Below are 20,809 nucleotides of genomic sequence, written 5' to 3' on the forward strand. Positions count from 1 at the left end.
GGGTCAAATGCACACGGCGCCGCGATTTGTGCCTCACAAAGGTGAAAGTGTCGGCCCGGACTGCTTGCATGGGACCTGTGAACGAGACGACGACGCAGGGCTGGCAGCTGGTGCGGCAGAGGCCTGCAGAACTGCCCACACTTGTGCCCTGGCAACGGGTGGCGGCGCATCCGGCCCCCGGCGTGCGACTCGTGGTGGGGGGTCCCGGCACGGGCAAGACCCTGGCCCTCGTGGAGTCCGTGGCGGCCCGATTGGCCGCGGGAGGATCTCTTGAAAGAATCGTGGTGCTGGCCGCATCACGGTCCGCCGCGCAGCTGGTACGCCGGGAGATCGCCCGTCGTGTGGACAGGGCGCAGGTGTCCCCTCGGGTGACCACGGTTCACGGTTTCAGCCTCGGCCTCCTGCGGGACATGGCGGAGCCTGACACTGACCTCCGGTTGCTCCGGGCGCCGGAGCAGGAATTCCGGATACGAGAGCTGATGGCGGGCCTGCCAGCGGACTTCTGGCCCAAGGACATTCGTGAGGCGGCGCCGACGCGGGCGTTTGCCAGCCAGATGCGGGAGTTGCTGTCGCGAGCACGTCACCACGGGCTTGATCCGGTGCTCATGGAGGAGCTTGCGCGCGACTCCGGCGATGAACTGCTGGCCGACGCCGCACGCTTTTTCGAGCAGTACCTCACGGTCACTGACTTCGAGGGGACCCTCGACTACGCGGAGCTGGTGCATCGCACCCGGCTGCTCCTCATGGAGGAGGACGTGCAGCGCAGTGTCCTATCCCGCTTTGATGCCGTGGTGGCCGATGACGTGCAGGAGCTGGATCCCGCCCAGGCGCGACTGCTGGCGGATCTGGCGCACATGGGGGTGCCACTCCACGCCTTCGCTGACCCCCAGCAACGCACCAACTCGTTCCGGGGTGCCACCGGGGATGCACTGGGGATCCTCACCGCTGTGCCCGGTGCCACCACGCTCGTTCTGCGTGACGGCTTCCGCAACGCCCCGGCCATCCGCGGGGCCCTCGACGCCCTGCGTCTGCGGTTGGACGCCACCGGCGCCCCCACAACGCCCACTCCGGCTCCGGGCCCGGATGGGCTCGTGGCCTGCCGCGTCTTCGATGACGAGCCCGCCGAGCTTGCTCACGTCGCCCAGCAGTTGCGTCACGCAGTCCTCACCGACGGCCTCCGCTGGTCGGATCTCGCCGTCATCGTCCGCTCGGGACGGGCACAGCTCCCCGTCATGGCCCGCGAGTTGAGCCGTTACGGTGTCCCCGTCGAGGTGGCGGGGGACGAGGTTCCACTGGCCGGGCAGATGGCCGTCCAGGTTCTCCTGCTGGGGCTTGCCGTGGCTGCCAGCGGGGGACGGCCGGACCCGGACCAGGCCCACCGGCTTTTCACGTCACCGCTGTGTGGCATGGACAGCGTCGCGTCAAGGCGACTGGGGAGGGCGCTGCGGGCCGCACACCCGGACCAGGGCCATTCCGCCCAACTCCTCGGCCGCAGCCTCTCCGAGCCGTTGCTGCTGGAGGGCATCGAGGGTGAGGACGCAACCGCTGCCCGTGCACTCGCGGATCTCCTGGGGCGTGCCGCTGGTCTCCTCGAGGAGGGCAGACCCGTGCAGGAGGCGCTGTGGAGCCTGTGGGACGGCACGCCGTGGCCCGAACAGCTGCGGCGCGCCGCCCTCGGTGGTTCGCGGCGCGCGAACCATGACCTGGACTCCGTGGTGGAGTTGTTTGACCTCGCCGAGCGACGTGAGGATCTCGTCGGGGGCGCCGGTGCCCGTGCCTTCGCGGCAGAGATCGCCGGCCAGGACATCCCCGCGGACACGGGACGCGAGCTGGATCTCGTGGGGCGTGGGGTGCGTCTTCTGACGGCGCACCGGGCGCACGGGGGACAGTGGCGCCGGGTGTGGGTGGTGGGCGTCGCCGAGGGGCGGTGGCCACAGCTGGCGCGGCGCGGTCTCCTGCTCGACCCGCGTCGGCTCGCCGACGACCAGATCCATTCCGAGGTTGCCGGCCAGCTCGGTGACGAGCGCAGGCTGTTCCATGTGGCGTGCAGCCGGGCGGCGGAGCAACTGCACGTCAGCTCCGCCCAGGGGATCGAGGGGGAGTCCGGCAGGCCTTCCCGGTTCCTTCACGAACTGGGTGTCGCACCGGAACGTGTCCACGGCCGTCCACTGCAGCGGTTGACGGCGGCCTCGCTGGTGGCCGAACTGCGCCGGGTGGCCACCGACCCCACCCGGGACGAGGCACTCAGGCGAGCTGCAGCGTTGCGGCTTGCGCGACTGGCGGCTGTGGAGGACGCCGACGGTTCCCGCCCCTTCACCTCAGCGGACCCCGCCACGTGGTGGGGCCTGCGGGAGCTGTCCACCGTCGCGGCACCCCGTCCGGAAACCATCAGATTGTCCGGGTCGAGGCTGGGCGCGCTCCTGGCCTGCCCTCGTCACTGGTTCCTCTCGTCCCGGGTGGGGGCGGAGGCGGGTAGGGCCACACGCGCCTCCATCGGGGACGTTGTCCACCTGCTGGCGCAGAGGGTCGCCACGGACCACCTCACGCTGGAGGAGGTGACCGGAGAGCTCGACAGGGTCTGGCACAAGGTGCCGTTCGAGGCTGAGTGGTTGTCCGCCACCGAACGGGTGACAATCGGGGCGGCACTGGCCAGATTCTGCGAATGGCACGACACGAACCCCCACCAGTTGCTGGCCGTGGAGGAGAAGTTCAGCGTCCCCCTCGAGGTCAGGGGCAGGGCCGTGGAACTCACCGGCACCGTCGACCGGCTCGAACTGGCGGATGGACGCCTCAAGGTGGTGGACATCAAGACCGGCAAGCACATGCCGGATGTGAAGGACATGGCGGGGTTCGAGCAGCTGGGCGTCTACCAACTGGCGGCGCAGTGCGGCGCCTTCGACCACGTGGCACCGGGCGTCCGGGCGGTGGCACCACCCAGCCTGCTGTTCCTCCGGCACGGCGACACACTGCCCGAGGTGCGGGAACAATCATCCATCGACGACGTCCCCGCCCCCGAGGGCGAGTTGGTGGTGGGCCCCACGTGGGTGCACGACAAACTGGCAGAGGCTGTGGCCATCATCGACTCAGGCGAGTACGACGCCCGTCAGTGCAGCATGTGCAGGTTCTGCCAGTTCGCGGATTCATGCCCTGCCCTGCACGCAGGCAAGAACGAGGTGGGGGCGTGAGGACACTGCGCGACCGTGAGGAGCTGTGCACGGTGCTCGGCGTCCCCTTCTCCGACGAGCAACTGGACGCCATCACGGCCCCCCTCGAGCCGGCCGTCATCATCGCGGGCGCCGGCACCGGGAAGACCACCGTCATGGCCGCCCGCGTGGTCTGGCTCGTCGGCACGGGGCAGGTGCGCCCTGAGGAGGTTCTGGGACTCACCTTCACCCGCAAGGCCGCTGCTGAGCTTGCAGGGCGCGTCGCGTCCGCGCTGGAGAACGCCGGGGTCCTCACGGGTGACGACACGGAAGGAGCCGAACTGATCCTCACCTACGACTCCTTCGCGGCGCGGCTCGTGTCCGAGTTCGGCCTGCGGATCGGCCTCGACACCGACCCCGTCATGCTGACGGGGGCTTCCCGCTACCGGTTGGCGGCCCGTGCCGTGGCAGCAGCGCCCGGCCCGTTCCAGAGCATCAGTCGGCTGGGCCACGCGAGCATCCCCGAGAGGGTGCTGGAACTCGACGCACAGATGCAGTCGCACCTCGTGGAGCCGGGAGACGTGGTTGCTTTCACCCGACGCGCTGCTGCGTCCTTCGACGCGGCGCCGTTGTGGCGCGGCAAGCACACCGCCGCCGTCAGTGCCTCGCTGGCTGCTCTGGACGAACGGTTGGAACTACTCACGCTGGTCTCGGACTACCAGGAACTGAAACGGGGCCTCGGGCTCGTCGAGTACGCCGACCAGCTCCGGCGAGCCGTGCAGCTGGCGCGCACAGCACCTGCCGTGGGTGCCGCGATGCGCTCCCGTTTCAAGGTGGTCCTGCTGGACGAGTACCAGGACACCTCCGCAGCCCAGGCGATCCTGCTGCGCACCCTGTTCTCCGGGGACGATCCAGCCACCGGCAGGGGATTCCCCGTCATGGCCGTCGGTGATCCCCACCAGGCCATCTACGGGTGGCGGGGCGCTGCGGCCAACAACATCCTCGACTTCCCGCAGCTGTTCCCACGAACTGACGGCTCCCCGGCGCCACGCCTGACGCTGCGCACCAACCGACGCAGTGGCCAACGGATTCTTGACGTGGGCAACACCGTCGCCTCCTCCCTCGACGGGGGCGACGGCGTCAAGCTCGTGGCGCCACCGAGCACCCCTGCCGGCACGGTCGAGGCCATGCGCTTCGGCACGCAGGACGAGGAACTGGACTGGTTGGCGGGGGAGGTCATCCAGCGGCGCTCGGAGGGCACGCCATGGCCCGACATCGCCGTGCTGGTACGCCGCAACAGCACCCTCGCCGACGTGTTCGAGGCCTTCCGGGACCGGGACATCCCCACCGAGATCGTCGGCCTGGGTGGCCTGCTGCACCTGCCCGAGGTGGCCCCCATCGTCGCCACGCTCCGGATACTCGACGACGTCGCTGCCAACCCCGACGTCGCCGCCGTCCTGTCCGGCCCCCGATGGCGCCTCGGACTGGCCGACCTCGAAGCGTTGGGGCGACGCGCGCGGGACCTCGTCGGTGACCACCGCATCGCCGAGGCCCACGGGGTACTCACCGACGAGCTGGCGCAGGTGATGACCGAGGCCGATCCGGCAGAAGTGGCGTCGCTCCTCGACGCCGTCAACAACCCCGGCGAGGCCACGCTGAGCCCTAGCGGTCGCTCCCGCGTCACGGAGTTCGGCAGGGAACTGGCCGAACTCCGCCGCCACGCCCACGAACCGGTGGTGGACCTGGTTCGGCGCATCGTTTCGCGGCTGGGCCTGGAGGTGGAACTTCTCGCACGCGATGGTGGCGACACGTCGCAGCTGGCCCGCTTCATCACGGCCATCAGCGACTACGTGGACGTCGACGGCGACGGGAGCCTGTCGGGGCTCCTCGCCTGGCTGGAGGCCGAGGACGACCATGGCGTCGGGCTCGAACAGGCCGTCCCCAGCGACGAGGACTCCGTGAAGCTGCTCACGATCCACCGTGCAAAGGGCCTCGAGTGGAACACGGTATTCCTCCCCGCGCTCGGTGACGGCTACTTCCCCGCCGGGGATCGCGGAGGGATCTGGCCCACGAGGGCCGCCAGCCTCCCATCACCACTGCGCGGCGACGCCCAGGGCATCCCGCAGCTGGAGGAGTACTCCAAGAAGGGCATCGACGGCTTCAAGGCCGACTCGAAGGCTGACCACAGGGCATCGGAGGACAGGCTCGCCTACGTGGCGCTCACTCGAGCCAAGCAGGTACTGGTGGCCAGCATGCATGCCTGGCCTCCCGGGCTGAAGAACCAGCGGAAGCCCTCCGCCTACTTCACCATCATCGAACAGGCCCGGACACGGGCGCAGGTGGCGCAGGCTCAGGTGCCTGACACGAACCCCGTGCCCACCACCGAGATCAGTGCCCACTGGCCACTCCAGCTCGACCCGTCGCGGGTGGCGGAACGACGCGTGGCCGCCGACCTGGTGGCGGAGGCGGGACGACTGCTCGACGACGGCTCCACCACGGAGGCGCACGACGAGTGGGTGTGGCAGTCGGGCACCGCCGGTCCGGCGGACGCTGCGCTTCTACGAGGATGGGACGAGGACGCCAACCTGCTCATCGAGCAGCAGTCCCGCCGGCGGGCACGCCGGGTGGCGCTCCCCGAGGGCCTGTCTGCCACTGCGCTGATGGCCATGCACCGCGACCCCTCCGCGTTCGCACAGCAATTGCTGCGGCGCATGCCCAGACGGCCCTCCGCCGCCGCCACCCTCGGGACGCGCTTCCATGACTGGGTGCAGCGTCGCTTCGATTCCACGGCCTCGTTCGAGGAACTCGAGCCGCACCGTGGCGCGGAGCCACCCGGCCTGACCCGCCTCATCCAGGCGTTCGAGCGGGGACAGTTCGGCCAGCGCAGCCCACGAGGCGTTGAGGTGCCGTTCCTGTTGCGCTGGGAAGACCAGGTGCTGCGGGGCCGCATTGACGCCGTCTACGACTGGGACGCTCAGGAGTTCGACCACCTCGTTGTGGACTGGAAGACCTCCAACCAGCCCGCCGATCCTCTCCAGTTGGCGGTGTACCGGCAGGCCTGGGCACAGGCCATGGGAATCGACGTCGCACGAGTGGGGGCGGGGTTCTACCATGTGTTGGCGGACCGGTTGAGCCTCGTGGAGGCGCCGACGTCACTCATTCGGGAGGCGCTCGCGGTCGCGGAGGAGGATTGAGTGAACCACTGGATGGGCAAGTCGGCGCTGGAGCGCAACGTGGGTGTCCGCGGTGACGCGGACCTGGACGCCGCCTGGCAGGACGCGTTCGTCCTCGAGGTGGACGACCAGGGGCGGTTCTCCGCGGTGGGGTCCCTCCCCGTGGAACTGTCACCCCGCGACGGGCGACGGGCCTCCGACATCCTGCTCGGTAGCTTCGACGGCAGGCCCTGGTTCGCCCGGCCGGTGCTCGAGATCGAGCAGGGAGACTCCGCCACGTGGCGGGAGGTGGACGATCCGTGGCAGGCACCGGTGGCTTCCGCCGTGGCACTCGTCCGCTGGCACGCCATGACGCCGCACTGTGAACGCTGCGGCGCCGCCACGGTGCCCGACGCGGGAGGTGTGCGCCGCGTCTGCCCGTCCTGCGGCCTGATGGTGTTCCCGCGCCAGGACCCCGCCATCATCGTCGCGGTGCTCGACCCGGACGATCGGCTGCTCCTGGCCTCGCACAGCGCGTGGCCCTCGGAACGGATGTCGATCATCGCCGGGTTCGTCGAGGCGGGGGAGTCGCTGGAGCAGGCGTGCTTCCGCGAGGTGTCCGAAGAGGTGGGACTGGCCCTCGACAGCGTTGCCTACGTGTCCTCGCAGCCGTGGCCGATGCCCCGCTCGCTCATGCTGGGGTTCGTGGCCACCACCCGTGACCTCACCGTGCATCCCGACGGTGACGAGATCGCCTGGGGGCGTTTCTGGAGTCGGAGCGAGCTCCAGCAGGCGCTCGCAGAGGGCGAGGTCAAACTTCCGGGAAGCACCTCCATCGCACGTCAGCTGATAGAGGGTTGGCTTGTCGGTACGCTTCCACGACCGGACTGACTGATCACGAACCGATAACCCTTGCGCGGCGGGAACAAACAACGATTGCCGCACGTTGTAGCCTTCGAAGACCCAACGAGAGTGAGAGGCGAGCATGACTGAGACTATTGTCGATCCCACCCTGACCGCCAGGGACCGTTGCGACCGGTGTGGCGCACAGGCGTACATGCGGGTGATCCTGCGTAGCGGGGGCGAACTCATGTTCTGCGCTCACCACGCTGCGGCACACCGCGACAAGCTGACCCAGGTTGCTGAGCGTATTCAGGACGAGACGAATCGTTTGCGCTCCTGATTCACCGCTGACAACAACAGGGGACCCACGTCACACGTGGGTCCCCTTTTCAGTGTTCACCTCCTCGCGCAGCCCTTCGGGGTGCGGTGGTGGGTGGTTTGGCGGGTGTGTCTCTCGTTGCGTGGGGCCGATGCGTGCACTGCCCGCGCGTGCAACGGGCGATTGTCGTGGGGGCTGGATATTGTGGGCGTCGTGCAGACCGGAACGAACGTTGCCCACGCCCCACGGGACTACGAGGCCAAGAACCTCCTCGTCCTCGAGGGTCTCGAGGCGGTGCGGAAGCGCCCCGCCATGTACATCGGCTCCACCGACACCCGTGGGCTCATGCACTGCCTGTGGGAGATCATCGACAACTCCGTCGACGAGGCGTTGGCCGGCTACGGCGAGTCCATCGAGATCACGCTCGGAGCCGATGGTTCGGTGCTGGTTGTCGACCATGCCCGGGGCATCCCCGTCGACAAGGAACCGCGCACCGGCCTGAGTGGTGTGGAAGTTGTCTACACCAAGCTGCACGCTGGCGGTAAGTTCGGCAACTCCTCCTACAACGCCACGGGTGGCCTCCACGGCGTCGGTGCATCCGTGGTGAACGCCCTCAGCAGCCGACTTGACGTGGAGGTGGATCGCAACGGCGCCGTGTGGGCCATGAGTTTCCGCCGGGGGGTCCCCGGTGTCTTCGACGGCGAAGGCCCCGACGCCCCCTTCACGCCCCAGTCCGGTCTCCGCAAGGGCAAGCGTGTGAACAAGGCCGTCACCGGCACCCGCGTGCAGTACTGGACCGACAAGCAGATCTTCCTTGCCGACGCCGAACTGTCGATCTCCCACCTGCAGGACCGGGCGCGTCAGACATCGTTCCTGGTGCCGGGCCTCCGGATTGACGTCACCGATGCGCGCCAGGGCGAGGGCGTCACGGAGACGTTCCAGCACGACGGCGGCATCACGGAGTTCGCCGACTACCTGGCACACGACGCACCGCTCACCGACGTGCTGCGCCTCCAGGGGCAGGACACCTTCACCGAGACGGTGCCCATGCTGGATGCCACGGGTGCCATGACGGCCACCGACGTGGACCGGATCCTGGACGTGGACATCGCCGTGCGATGGGGCACCGGCTACGACACGGCCGTCAAGTCTTTCGTGAACATCATCGCCACGCCCAAGGGAGGCACGCACGTCCAGGGATTCGAGCGGGGACTGACGCGCGCCTTCGTGAAATCACTGGAGGGGACCCGTCTCCTCAAGAGCGGCGAGGAGATCATCAAGGACGACTGCCACGAGGGCCTCACAGCGGTGGTGACCGTCCGCCTGGCTGAGCCGCAGTTCGAGGGGCAGACCAAGGAGGTGCTGGGTACGCCACCCGTGCAGAGGCTCGTGGCCCGCATCGTCGAGGCGGAGATGACCGAGTTCCTCACCAGCAACAAGGCCTCCGTGAAGGCTGTGGCACGCACGCTCATGGAGAAGGTGGTGGGCGCATCCCGGACCCGGGTGCAGGCGAGGGCGCACAGGGAGAACCAGCGTCGCAAGACGGCCCTGGAGTCCTCCACCCTGCCGCCGAAACTCAAGGACTGCCGCACACCGGATGGTGAGCGCAGCGAGTTGTTCATCGTGGAGGGCGACTCCGCACTGGGCACCGCCAACGTGGCGCGCAACTCCGAGTTCCAGGCACTGCTGCCCATTCGCGGGAAGATCCTCAACGTCCAGAGGGCGTCGGTCGGTGACATGCTGAAGAACGCCGAGTGCGCCTCGATCATCCAGGTGATCGGCGCCGGTTCCGGACGGACGTTCGATCTGGACGCCTCCCGCTACGGCAAGGTCATCTTCATGGCCGATGCCGACTCCGACGGAGCCCACATCAGGTGCCTCCTTGCAACGCTGTTCTTCCGGTACATGCGCCCGCTCGTGGAGGCCGGCAAGGTGTACTCCGCCGTCCCACCGCTGCACCGATTCGAACTCATCAGACCCAAGCGTGGCTACGAGAAGTACGTGTACACCTACACCGATGCGGAGTACCAGCGGAAGGTGGCCGAGTTCACCAAGAAGGGACAGGCCTTCAAGGAACCGCAGCGCTACAAGGGTCTCGGGGAAATGGACGCACACCAGTTGGCGGACACCACCATGAGTCCCCGCCACCGCACGCTGCGGCGGCTGACGGTGGACGACGGCGCCGAGGCGGACCGCGTGTTCGAGATGCTCATGGGCAACGACGTGGCCCCCCGTAAGCAGTTCATCGTGCAGGGCGCCTACTCGCTGGAGTCGGACAGGATCGACGCCTGATGGAGCCGAAGGGGCTGCTGCGGGTGGGGATCGCCACCTTCGCAGTCGGTCTTGTGTGGGGGATCATCGTGCCGTTCGCCCAGTTCCACGGGAAATTTCCGGCCTCCTGGGTGGTGGGTGTGGTGGTGTTGCCCGCCCTGTGGGGTGGACTGTGGTGCTATCTGGCCCGGCCACGCACATGGCCGCTGTGGCTGGGTGGGCAGTGGCTGAGCCTTGCTCTCGCCTGCTGGCTGTTCATCGGCAGCGTCACGGACTGGGCACCGCAGGCGGTGCTGGGCGGCGCCGTGTTCGGGGCGTTGCTGCTGTTCTTGTGGATGGTCCCGGTGGGGATCATCACCGTGCTCACCGGGAAGCACTGACCCCGCGCGCAACGGCGCTCACGGATGCCGTCGTGTGGCCTGCGGCGCCTGAGTATCCTGAGGCCATGTCAGATGCGGTCGTCGGGCTGATTGCCCTCGTGGCAGGGCTCTTCCTGTGTTTCCTCGGCCGTAGCGCTGTCCGGGTCATCCTGTCGGTGTGGGGTGCCTTCGTGGGGTTCGCCCTGGGTGGCGCGCTCGTGTCGGCGCTCACCGGTTCGTCGCCGTTTGCGACGTGGGTGGGGTGGCTCGTGGGGATCGTGCTGGCCCTGCTGATGGCAGGCCTGGCGCATGCGTTCTACGCGCTCGCCGTTGCCATCACGATGGGATCGATCGGGTATGGATTCGGCGCTGCCCTCGCCATTGGGCTGGGCTCTGACCCCACCCTGGTCCACGTCGTGGGCGTTGCGGCCGCGGTGGTACTCGCCGTGGTCGCACTTGTCACCAACCTGCCCGATGCCCTGCTCGTGGTGTTGACGGCTCTGGCAGGCGCTGGCGCCATCGTCGTCGGTCTCATGCTCGTGACAGGCGCGGCGGAGGCTGCCGACTTCGCCGTGAGCGATGTTCGCACTGTCATCACCCAGCAGCGGTGGTGGTGGGCGGCGATGTACGCGATGCTGGCTGCAACAGGGGTGGTTTCACAGTCCCGCTCCTCCCGAACGCAACCCATGAAGGCGGGATGGGGGGCGTGATGACGGGATCGGCTGACGCCGTTGCGGGGGACACCCCGCCGCCGACGGCCGACGACACTGACACTGACCCGGACCGTCGCCCGGTCACCGCTGTGATGTGATCATCGATCGTTGTCAGATCGTGACCCCGCATCGCCGCGCCGCCCCCACATCTGTGGTGTTGTGACATGAAGCGCTCCAGCGAGGGGGTTGTGATGATCACGAGGTTGACGTCTTTCATGGCGTGTGTTGCCGTGCTGCTCACCACAGCGCTGCTGGGCAGTTGCAGCGCGAGCAGTGGTTCGAACATGCCGGCCGTGGGGGAACAACTCCCCGCCCGGGACGGTGGCGGCATGGGACTACCCCAGGAGAACGGCGAGGATGCAGTGGGCGATGAGGGCCGGCTCATCATCCGCACCAAGACCCTGCGCCTGGAAGTGGAGAAGACTCCCACGGCCGTCGACCAGATCCGCGAACTCACCCGCACGCATTCCGGGACCGTATCGGACCTCCAGGTGGCCACCGACAGCCAGGAGTGGGTCCATCGCTACAACGAGAACGGTGTCCCTGAGGGCGACGGTGCCGCGTTGCGGGGCTGGGTCACCGTGCGGGTCCCCACGAAGGACTACGAGGACTTCATCGCCGCCGTCGCTGAACTCGGGGTCGTGAAGTTCCAGTCGGAGGCCGCCAGCGACGTCACCCAGGAACACCTGGACCTTGCAGCGAGGCTGAAGAACCTGCGTGCGCAGGAGGTGCGGCTCAGGGAGTTCTTCGACGCGGCCAAGAACGTCGAGGACATGCTGGCCGTGGAGAAGGAACTCGGACGGGTGCGCGGTGAGATCGAGTCCCTCGACGCGCAGGTCACCTACCTTGAACGGCAGGCGGCGATGGCGACGGTCACCGTCGAACTCACGGAGCCGCTGGCGGTTGTGCGGCCCGGCGGCGAGTCATGGGGTTTCGTCGGCGCCATCACCACCGGCATCCGGGGCGCTGCCGCGCTCATGACAGGCCTGCTCACGTTCCTGATCGCGAGCTCACCCGTGTGGGTCGTGGGTGGCGTGCTGTTCCTCGTCATCCGTGCACTGATGCGGCGCCGTCGCGCCAGGGCGGGGCGGATGTCTCCTGCCACTGCCTCCACGGTCACGGAGGCAGTGGCAACGCCGGAGGAGTGACCGGTTTCCACGTGGGTGGCTGCTCCTCTGCCCTGTCATCGGTGTCGCCGTCAGGGAGCCGGTGGTGACGTCCGCCACTGCGCACGTCAGTCAGAAGCGCCGCGGAAACCGCATGCTCTTGAACAGGGCCTTCGCGAGGCGTTCACCTTCGGTGCCGAGGCTGTTGTCCGTGACGGTGTAGGCCCACGTGGCGCTCGGCCGGTGCAGCCCGGCACCCTCCAGGTCCAGCCGGCCGTCCCTCACCGTCGCCAAGGCCACGATCCGCAGGGCGTTCTCGATGCTTCCCGGCACGATGGATGGCCACGCCTTGGCCAGGATGCGGTTGAACTCATCCAGCGGGTCCTCCTTCACCAGAACCCTGAGATGGATGCCCTCCCGAACAGATGTGGCGTACCCAAGGTGCTCGCTCCACGCACGGTCCACGCTGCTGAGCAGGGCCCTCCGCATGGCTCGCACCATTTCCGCCTCGGACACAGCGTCGGACAGCCGCTCCTGCAGGGCGGAATCGTGGGAAAGGACCTCAAGGATCGACGTGTCCTGCGTGAGCCACTCCTCACGAAGGCCGAGCAGCTTGCGTCGTTGGAGGCCGAGTAGTCGCCCGTAGCGCTGCGTAAGTCCCCGCAGGCTCGCGTGCGCTCCGTCGCTGACCTGTTGGGCGTGGTTCGGGAGTTGACGCAGGCGGGGGTCGAGGACTTCCCCCACGACCGTCACCTGCTGGGGATCCTTGTGCCCGGGCGCCGCCTGATGGATGAGTTCGTCATCAAGGCCCCACAGGAACACAGAGCGTCCCGGGTCCCCCTGGCGGCCGGAGCGCCCCCGGATCTGGTCCTCGAGCCTCTTGCTCGGGAAGATGCCGAGACCGACGATGAGCAGCCCTCCCGAAGTTCGGGATTCGTGCGACGGGCGGATGTCGGTGCCCCGGCCGGCCATCTGCGTGGACACGGTGATGCGACCGGGCTCCCCAGCGCGGGCAATGATGGTGGCCTCACGTTCGTCGTTGAGAGCGTTCAGGACCGCCACGGGCAACCCGATGTCCACCACGCGGGCCGCGAACGCCTCGGACATGGCCACCGACTGGGTTGCCACGAGCACCGGCTGACCCGTCGCATGGGCGTCGACGAGGAGGTCCAGGGCAGCGGCATCCCGTTCGGCTGCCGTCCGGAACAGGCGACCGGGTTCGTCCTGGCGCACGCACGGTTCGTTGGGCGGCAGACGGCCCACCTTGAGTCCGTGGGTTTCCTGCAGTTCCTCGGACGCCGGCACCAGCGTCGCGCTCATGCCGACGACGCTGCGATACTCCCCCAGGAGGTCGGCCATGGTGATCTGGTCCAGCACGTCGAGTGCCGGACTGGGGGACAGCCCCTCCTTGGCCTCGATGGCGGACTGGAGCCCCTCCGGCCATCGCTGGAGCTGTTCGATGCGTCCCCGTGCCTGGCTGACCATCCAGGCCCGCCCCCCACGGATGACGTAGTCGACGTCACGCACCAGCAAGACTTCGGCGTGCAGTGCCACGTGTGCCTCGGCCAGCACTTCGTGGTCGTCACCGAAAAGGTCCACGCCCGTGAACCATTCCTCCAGTGCGACGAAGCCTTCGTCCGTGAAGTGGAGGGACCTGCGATCCACGTCCACCTCGTAGTGCCTGCCCTGCACCAGAGTGGCCACCATCTCCCCTATGGACGCGGTGGGGCCCGCAGGGGCAGTGTCGGATTCGCCGGCCAACACCAGCGGGGTCCGGCCCTCGTCGAGCAGCACCGCATCGGCTTCGTCGAGGATTGCCACCCGTGCTGTGGACCTGACGCGTTCGGTCGCGGCATGGGCGAGTCGGTCCCTCAGGATGTCGAAGCCGGCCTCGCTGACCGGCACGTAGGTGATGTGGGCCCCGTAGGCCCGACGCCGCGCGCTGGGGGTGGTGTCCGCGGTGACCACGCCGACGGTGAGCTGCAGTGACGCGAAGAACGGTGCCATCCACGCGGCGTCGCGGCGGGCCAGGTACTCGTTGGCGCTGAGGACGTGGACGATACTGCCGGACAGTGCGTGGCCGGCCGCCACGATGGCCCCCACCAGTGTCTTGCCCTCGCCGGTGTCCATCTCCATCGAGACCCCACGGAGCATGGCAGCGGCTGCCTGCAACTGCACGTCGAAGGGCCGCAGGCCGACGGTGCGGGCCGCCAGTTCGCGGGAGATGGCGAGGTAGGCCGCCAGACCCACGCGGGTGTCCACGGACAATTTACGCGAGGCAGCGAGGAGTTGATCCTCGCTCCAGTCCTCGAAGTTGCTCGCCCCGGATGCACGCACGACGGCGGCCAGTGCCGCGACCTCGGCCGCCGCCGGGCGTTGGTGGAACCAGTCGCGAACAGGTTCGAGCCAGTCCCTCATGCAGATGCCCGGGGGCTCGCAGCGCGGGTGCCAGCCGCCGGTGCCGATGGCATCGTGGTGCGGGGGTCGGCGGTCATGTCACAAGTATGACTCCGACCCGATCAGCGGCTCGGAGTCGCGGCGTCATTGACGCGGCCCCGCGCCCGGCATACGGTCGAGCCGTGATCTCACGTGCAACGGTGGTGGGCGCCGGCGTCGTTGGTCTCGCGATGGCGCGGGGTCTCGAGCGACTGGGCTGTGACGTGACCGTCCTGGAGCGGGCGACCGCTCCCCGCCAGGATGGTGCCGGCCTCACGTTGTGGCCGAATGCCCTCAGCGCCCTGGACACCATCGACGCCGGCGAGGAGGTTCGCGCCATCGGGGAGCCCGTGCGTCGCGCCATGGTCCTGCGCGACAGCGGTCGGCCACTCACCGAGTTGCCCATCACGGCATTGACGCAGCAGTACGGTCCATTGTTCGCGGTGCTCCGCAGCGACCTCACACGCACGCTCGCCGAAGGACTGCATGCTCCCGTCCACTACGGCGTCGACGTCACCGTCGTCGGAGGGCAAGCGCTGGTGGATGGACGACCACCGGACACCGAGCTCCTCATCGGCGCCGACGGCATCGAATCCACGGTGCGCAGGACCTTCCTCAGAGGGGTGCGTCCACGTGCCAGTGGTCAGTTCGCCGCGCGTGGCGTGGCACGGACAGGAGCAGCGACACCGGTGATGATCACCGAGTCCTGGGGCCGGGGACTGCGGTTCGGGATGGTGGGGCTGCAGCACGGACTCACCTACTGGTTTGCCGCGACCGGGACGCGTGAGGCTGCGGAGAACCTGCCCGACACATTTGCTCTCTGGCACGCACCCATCGCCGACGTGCTGGCTGCGCCGCAGCTGGGTGGCACGCCGGTCCTTCCGCTGCTCGAGCTTCCGAAGCTGCGCACCTGGCACAACGGGCTGTCGACCGTCCTCATCGGGGATGCCGCACATGCCATGACACCGAACCTGGGCCAGGGTGCGGCCCAGGGGCTCGAGGACGTGGCAGTGCTTCTCGCCGAACTCCAGCGACTCCCACTCCCGCAGGCCCTCATCGCCTACGAGCGTCGCCGGAAACGCCGTGCGGAACAGATGGCGGCACGCTCGCGACTGGTGGGGACTCTCGCCCAGGGCGCCCACCCGATGCTCGCCGCGCTGCGCGATGGCCTCGCTCCGCTGACCCCCAGAAACGTCATGGCCCACCAACTCTCCGCCATGCTGCGCGGCTGAGCGACGCCGGGTCCAGTCGGCACCTCGCGCTCCGATTCGCCGCAACCCACGTCGGAGCTTTCACGAAATTTTCCCCGGGTTAGAATGCGGCATGACCCAGTCCTGGACGTTCCTCACCAACCATGGTCATGTACTCGTGCAACTCGCACGGGACCCCGAACAGACCATGCGCGACATCGCCGACAAGGTGGGCGTGACGGAACGAGCAGTGCAGCTCATCGTCAGGGACCTTGCCGACGGGGGCTACATCACGATCGAGCGAGTGGGGCGCCGCAACACCTACACCGTCTCGACCGAGCGACCACTGAGACACCCTGCCGAGAACGCGACCAGCATTGGGGAGCTCATCGACCTGATCCACGGCTGACGCAGGATGCCGACGTCCACGCTGGCCCACGCCCAGGACCATGGGCGACGGCGACCTCAAGCGTGGCGAGGTCGCGCACTGCGTAACGGAGGGTGATGCTCGGCCTCGGTGAGCACGGCCATGACTCCCCGCACCGTGGCCGCGCGGGTGCGCCGTGCGATCAGCACCTCGTGGAACGTGGGAGCGGCTCTCAGGGTGAGCCCAGGTATGGCGGCCGCCTGGGTCGTTGTTCCGCCGGCAGGAAAGCCCAACGGGTGGTACGGGGCTCACTCCTCCAGAACCGAATTGCCGAGCCAGGCGTCGCTTGCGAACAGCAGGTGCATGCGGGAACCCTTGAACTCACCACGGTGGGCATGGTCCGTGCCCACGGAGCCAGTCTCGCGCACCCGAGCCGGCGGCGTACCGTCCCGAGGGTCGACGATGACGACGTGGTCCACGATGTAGACGGTCTTATTCACGAACTAAACTTCATGTAAATTTCTTCGTATGTTTATGTGGATTGTGCCGCGCAGCGCGGCGAGCGTGGTGTTCATCAGTGGTGTCTGTGCGGGGGTGGCGGTCGCCATACGGACGTCCGTGACCTGGGGCGTGGCCGCCGGGGGAGCGACATGGGGTGTCCGCGTCGACGCACTGTCGTCGGTCCTGCTGGTTTTCGTGGGGTTCCTCACCTGGCTGGTGGCCGGGTATGCGCGAACCAACCTGCACGGCCAGGAACGGCTCGCCAAGTTCTGCCTGACCTTCACCGTTGTCGTGCTCGCACTGGGTCTCATGGTCGCGGGCTCCAACCTTGTCCTCGTGGCGGCGGGGTTCTCCGTGAGTGGGTGGGGGATTGCTTCACTGATCGCCCATCCCCGCACCGTGTCGGCACTGCGTGCATCGCGTCTTGTCCGGCGCCGTCTCCTTCTCGGGGATGCGGCACTCTGGGTGGGCGTCGGGATCGCCGCGGTGGCCCTCCCGACGATCGACCGAGAAGGCCTCCATCCGGGCTCAACGTCAGTCACTCTCGCCGTTGTCGCATGCCTCGTCCTGGCGGGCACGGTGCGCTCCAGCCTGTTCCCGTTCCATCGTTGGCTCCCCGAGACGGCCGAGGCACCCTCGCCGGTCTCGGCGCTCCTGCACGCGGGGCTCGTCAACGGTGCCGGCATCATCGCCCTTCTCTGCTGGCCCCTGTACCGTGCGGCCCCCGTGGCGCTGGGGGCGATGGTCCTCATCGGGCTGTGTTCCGTGGTGCTCGGCACCCTCAACGGCCGGGTGCGCACCGACGTCAAGGGCCAGCTTGCCTGCTCCACGACGGCGCAAATGGGTTACATGACCCTGCAGATCGGCCTTGGTCTGCCTGCCGCGGGACTGCTCCACCTGCTCGGTCACGGCTGCTACAAGGCGTGGCTGTTCCTCCGCGCCGGTGGCGCCATCACCCGCGGCAGGGCCCTGAACCGCACCGCGGTGACACACCGTGCCGCCAGCTTCGCGGGGGGTACCACGGCAGCGTGCGTCGCGGTCCTCGTCGGATTCCCGGCCATGCTGATGCAGACGGCAGGGGTGATGGGATTGCTCCCGGGTGCGCTCGCCCTTGCCGTGGCCGCCGCTGCCGGCGCCGCCATCGGAGGACAGCGAGCCACCGCCGCCCGCCTGGCAGCGGTGGTGGTGGGAGCAGGCGTGGCCTCTGGTGGATACCTGTGGCTCCTGCTGGGCTGGGAGCACCTCGTGGGCGCTCCACTGTCGGGCGATCCGATCTGGTCCGGCTGGACGGGGTTCCTGTTGCTGTCCGGTGTCATTGCTCTGGGCCTGGTCACGGCACGGCTGGCAACCGATGTCACACGGGCGCCGTCCGGCGTGCTGGCGACCACACTGAGCGGTGCCGGCCTCCCACCGTGGAGCCGAAGGATCGGCGGGTCACTCACACCCCCTGATGTGTGCGCGCCGGTGGGGACGGGTGATGGAGCGGAGGCGGAGGAGGTGCAGGCGCTCATCCGCACCGCCGGTGCCGTCGTGTCGCCCGCCTGGCCCCTGCGCGAGCTCGTGGCTGCCAATCCCCTCGCCGGGCTCACTGTCCTGCCCTTCGACGAGGCCGTGACCATCATGGAAGGAGTCCATGGCGCCAGGATGCATCTGCCGCTCCACAGCTACCTCGACCTGTTGGATAGCGGGCGCATCACGGAGCACGGCCTGTCGGCAGCGCTCGATGAGTACCCCACGGCTGCGAAGACAGGACGCGGGATCTCCGATGTGTCCGGGTTCGTCCGCCGCTGCCGGGAGGCCGCGGACGCGCCCACGACTCCTCACGTGAGTGTTGGACGGCGCTTTTCCGAAGTCGGGACCCGCCCTCGGCGTCGGGTCGTCGGGCTCGACGTCCCACTCTCCGAGGTGGTGGACGACCATGCGGCCTGGTGGACGCAGCGGGCGTGGGCTCGCGTCGGTGATGTGGAGCGCGGGCCGTGGAGCCTGTGGCGGGAGGCGGCTGTGCGGCCCGTCTATGACCGTGTCATCGGGGTACGGGGGGCCTCAGCCTGGGCGGCTGGCCTGCCGCAGGACCCTGCGGCGGCCATCGGGGAGTTGCTGCGGCGGGTCAACGTCGAGTCGCGTCTGGGCTACGTCTGTGCCCTCCTGGCCTCGGGACCGGGATGGGCGTCCCATGCGCAATGGCGGGGCCGTCAGCATGACACGGAGGTGCCTCTGCTGGAAGTGGTGGCCCTGCGCATGACCCTGGACATGCTCGCTGCGCTGAGCGTGGGCGGCGGCGCGTTCACCGATGTGGTGGCGACGACGCCAATGGTCACGGAAGGGAGCATGCCCTGGCGCCCGGAGCGGGTGTGGCAGCGCGCCTGGGAGATCGGGATCCACGAGCGGATGCTGGCGTCGATCGTCCACGGTGCGTCCGAGGCAAGCATTCCCACCGAAGCACCCACGGCGGACCTCGTGCTGTGCATCGATGTGCGCTCGGAGCGGTTGCGGCGCTCACTGGAGGAGGCAACGGCCATCCGGACCCACGGTTTCGCTGGATTCTTCGGTGCTGCCATCCGCGTCCAGGACAGTGCGGGGAGGGGGTTCGACCAGTGTCCGGCGCTGATCCGCCCCTCGGCCGTCGTCCCGACCGGCAGACGCCCCCTCACCCTGCGGCAATTGGCACACCGCGGTGTCACCGGCGCGACGTCGACTCCGCTGCTTGCGCTGCTGGTGGCCGAAGCGGCCGGTGCGCTCTCCGGTCTGGCCTCTCTGGCCTCTGCCCAACTCCCGGCGCAGTGGCGACGCCAGAGCGAACGCTGGGTGTGGGGAGGCAGAGTCTGGGACCAGGTGCGTCTCCCACGTGTGGCGCCTGCGGGCCTTCGTGACGGGGCGCAGGTGGGCCCCACGCTGGAAGAGAAGGCGGGGATTGCCGCCGGGATGCTCCGTGCCATCGGGCTTGTCCAGGGCTTTGCCCCGCTGCTGGTGGTCTGTGGACACGAGGCCGCAGTCGCCAACAATGCGTTCGCCGCGGCCTACGACTGCGGTGCCTGCGGTGGCAACAGTGGCCGGATCAACGCCCAGGTGGTGGCCTCCATGCTCAACGAGCCGGCCGTCCGGGAAAGACTGGTCGAGCAGGGCATCACCATTCCCACGGGGACGTTGGCCATCGCCGCCGTCCACAACACCACCACGGACGTGCTGGAGCTTGATGCCTCATCACCCGGCTGGGAGAGCCACCGGGCGGAACTGGAGTTGCTGCAGTACCAGGCGCGCCCTGCCGGTCAGCGCTCCGTGGCACAGCGGATGGCCTTCCTGCCCTCGCGGCCGGGAGACAGCCGATCCCGCACGGCTCAGGAGAACGCCGCCCGCAGGTCAGCTGACTGGTCTGAGCCCATGCCCGAGTGGGGTCTGGCGGGCAACCTGGCCATGGTCGTCGGTCCTCGCCGCATGACGGCCGGGCTGGACCTGGCGGGGCGGGTGTTCCTGCAGTCCTACGATGCCACTCTGGACACCCCGGAGCACGGGATCCTTGAGCAGATCCTCACGGCGCCCGTGGTGGTGGGCCAGTGGATCAATGCCCAGTACTACTTCTCGACCATCGCACCGGAGACCTTCGGTGCCGGCGACAAGACCACGCACAACGTGGTGGGTGACGTGGGCGTGATCACGGGATCCCACGGTGACCTGCGCACGGGTCTGCCCTGGCAGTCACTGTCGCCGGTCGACCTGCGCACCGACCCCCTGGCAGCCCGGCACGAACCGGCCCGCCTGATGGTGGTGGTGGCGGCCGCGCCCGAGGCCGTGGCCGCCGTGTTGCGGAGGCAACCTGACCTGTACGGGCTGCTCACCAACCGGTGGCTCCGGATCCTCTGCATCACCGACGCGCACCCCGAACCGGTGGAGATGCACCCCGATGAGCTCAGGCGAGCTGTTCCAGCAGACCAGTGTCGACGTCATACATGAAACCGCCCACCTCGGCCCGGTCCTTGATGAGGGGGTGGTTGCGGACGGCGCGGACGTCGTGCTGGAGGCGCTGCACCTGGTCGGGTGTGGTGCCGAACTCCAGCCATGTGGTGTCGAGCCCGCTGCGCTCCGAGATCACCGCACGGATGTCCTCGTCGCTGCCGTTGGCCATGGCGCACTTGGTGTGGGGGACGATCATGATGCGGTCGACGTTCAGCAACTGCACGCTGAGGGCGAGGCCCGTCATCATCGAGGTGGACACGCGGCCACCGGGTGAGCGCAGGATCTTCGCCTCCCCGATGTGGAGGCCCACCATGGCCAGCGGCTCAATGCGCGAGTCCATGCAGGTGAGGATGGCGACGCCTGAGCGGGCAATGCCGTCAAACCCGCCGTGCTCGAAGTCCTGGGCGTACACCCCGTTGGAATCCAGAAGATCAGTGAAGCTCATCAGCGCTCCTTTC

Annotated in this window: 14 protein-coding genes; 11 read left to right on the forward strand and 3 right to left on the reverse strand. The window is 68.5% G+C overall.

The genetic code is table 11. The features are described from left to right. The first annotated feature begins 68 nt into the window (after window positions 1–68). The 8 genes from EAX62_RS10175 (at window position 69) to EAX62_RS10205 (ending at window position 11,948) form a co-directional block, all read left to right on the forward strand. Window positions 69–3,185, forward strand: a complete 3,117-nt coding sequence (locus tag EAX62_RS10175) for an ATP-dependent helicase (RefSeq protein ID WP_121901543.1) — start codon at window positions 69–71, stop codon at window positions 3,183–3,185. Further along, window positions 3,182–6,337 (forward strand): ATP-dependent DNA helicase, encoded by a 3,156-nt coding sequence (locus EAX62_RS10180; RefSeq protein WP_158600626.1) that lies wholly within the window; start codon window positions 3,182–3,184, stop codon window positions 6,335–6,337. The genes EAX62_RS10175 and EAX62_RS10180 overlap by 4 nt, the downstream gene beginning before the upstream one ends. Next, complete coding sequence (nudC, locus tag EAX62_RS10185; RefSeq protein ID WP_121901545.1) at window positions 6,338–7,186, forward strand: NAD(+) diphosphatase; 849 nt, start codon at window positions 6,338–6,340, stop codon at window positions 7,184–7,186. Between the two features lie 94 nt (window positions 7,187–7,280). Continuing rightward, the gene (locus tag EAX62_RS10190; protein ID WP_121901546.1) at window positions 7,281–7,478 is read left to right on the forward strand and encodes a DUF7455 domain-containing protein; all 198 of its coding nucleotides are present in this window, start codon (window positions 7,281–7,283) and stop codon (window positions 7,476–7,478) included. A gap of 183 nt (window positions 7,479–7,661) precedes the next feature. Then, window positions 7,662–9,749, forward strand: coding sequence for a DNA gyrase/topoisomerase IV subunit B (locus tag EAX62_RS10195; RefSeq protein WP_407703318.1), 2,088 nt, complete (start codon window positions 7,662–7,664; stop codon window positions 9,747–9,749). Next, window positions 9,749–10,108, forward strand: a complete 360-nt coding sequence (locus EAX62_RS16715; protein WP_158600627.1) for a hypothetical protein — start codon at window positions 9,749–9,751, stop codon at window positions 10,106–10,108. The genes EAX62_RS10195 and EAX62_RS16715 overlap by 1 nt, the downstream gene beginning before the upstream one ends. Window positions 10,109–10,173: 65 nt before the next feature. Then, a complete protein-coding gene (locus EAX62_RS10200) occupies window positions 10,174–10,797 on the forward strand; it encodes a TM7S3/TM198-like domain-containing protein (RefSeq protein WP_158600628.1) in 624 nt (207 codons plus the stop codon). A 194-nt stretch (window positions 10,798–10,991) separates the two neighbouring features. Continuing rightward, window positions 10,992–11,948 carry a DUF4349 domain-containing protein gene (locus EAX62_RS10205; RefSeq protein WP_158600629.1) on the forward strand — a complete coding sequence of 319 codons (957 nt, stop codon included), beginning with the start codon at window positions 10,992–10,994 and terminating at the stop codon, window positions 11,946–11,948. 90 nt (window positions 11,949–12,038) lie between these two features. Here EAX62_RS10205 and secA2 read toward each other — a convergent pair whose 3' ends face one another. Continuing rightward, a complete protein-coding gene (gene secA2, locus EAX62_RS10210; protein WP_121901550.1) occupies window positions 12,039–14,324 on the reverse strand; it encodes an accessory Sec system translocase SecA2 in 2,286 nt (761 codons plus the stop codon). A gap of 161 nt (window positions 14,325–14,485) precedes the next feature. Between secA2 and EAX62_RS10215 the strand changes: the two genes are divergently transcribed. Both EAX62_RS10215 and EAX62_RS10220 read left to right on the forward strand, forming a co-directional pair. Beyond that, a complete protein-coding gene (locus tag EAX62_RS10215; protein WP_158600630.1) occupies window positions 14,486–15,574 on the forward strand; it encodes an FAD-dependent monooxygenase in 1,089 nt (362 codons plus the stop codon). 91 nt (window positions 15,575–15,665) lie between these two features. Then, a complete protein-coding gene (locus EAX62_RS10220) occupies window positions 15,666–15,941 on the forward strand; it encodes a helix-turn-helix transcriptional regulator (protein ID WP_121901552.1) in 276 nt (91 codons plus the stop codon). 266 nt (window positions 15,942–16,207) lie between these two features. On the opposite strand, the gene EAX62_RS10225 is transcribed toward EAX62_RS10220, so the two are convergent. Beyond that, window positions 16,208–16,399 (reverse strand): hypothetical protein, encoded by a 192-nt coding sequence (locus EAX62_RS10225; protein ID WP_121901553.1) that lies wholly within the window; start codon window positions 16,397–16,399, stop codon window positions 16,208–16,210. A 28-nt stretch (window positions 16,400–16,427) separates the two neighbouring features. On the opposite strand from EAX62_RS10225, the gene EAX62_RS10230 reads away from it, so the two are divergent. Continuing rightward, the gene (locus EAX62_RS10230; protein WP_121901554.1) at window positions 16,428–20,348 is read left to right on the forward strand and encodes a putative inorganic carbon transporter subunit DabA; all 3,921 of its coding nucleotides are present in this window, start codon (window positions 16,428–16,430) and stop codon (window positions 20,346–20,348) included. Here the strand turns inward: EAX62_RS10230 and EAX62_RS10235 are convergent. Next, the gene (locus EAX62_RS10235; RefSeq protein WP_121901555.1) at window positions 20,305–20,796 is read right to left on the reverse strand and encodes a beta-class carbonic anhydrase; all 492 of its coding nucleotides are present in this window, start codon (window positions 20,794–20,796) and stop codon (window positions 20,305–20,307) included. The genes EAX62_RS10230 and EAX62_RS10235 overlap by 44 nt on opposite strands. Window positions 20,797–20,809: the final 13 nt, after the last annotated feature.

The sequence above is a fragment of the Tessaracoccus antarcticus genome (assembly GCF_003688855.1).
In the GTDB taxonomy this organism is placed as follows: Bacteria; Actinomycetota; Actinomycetes; order Propionibacteriales; family Propionibacteriaceae; genus Arachnia; species Arachnia antarctica.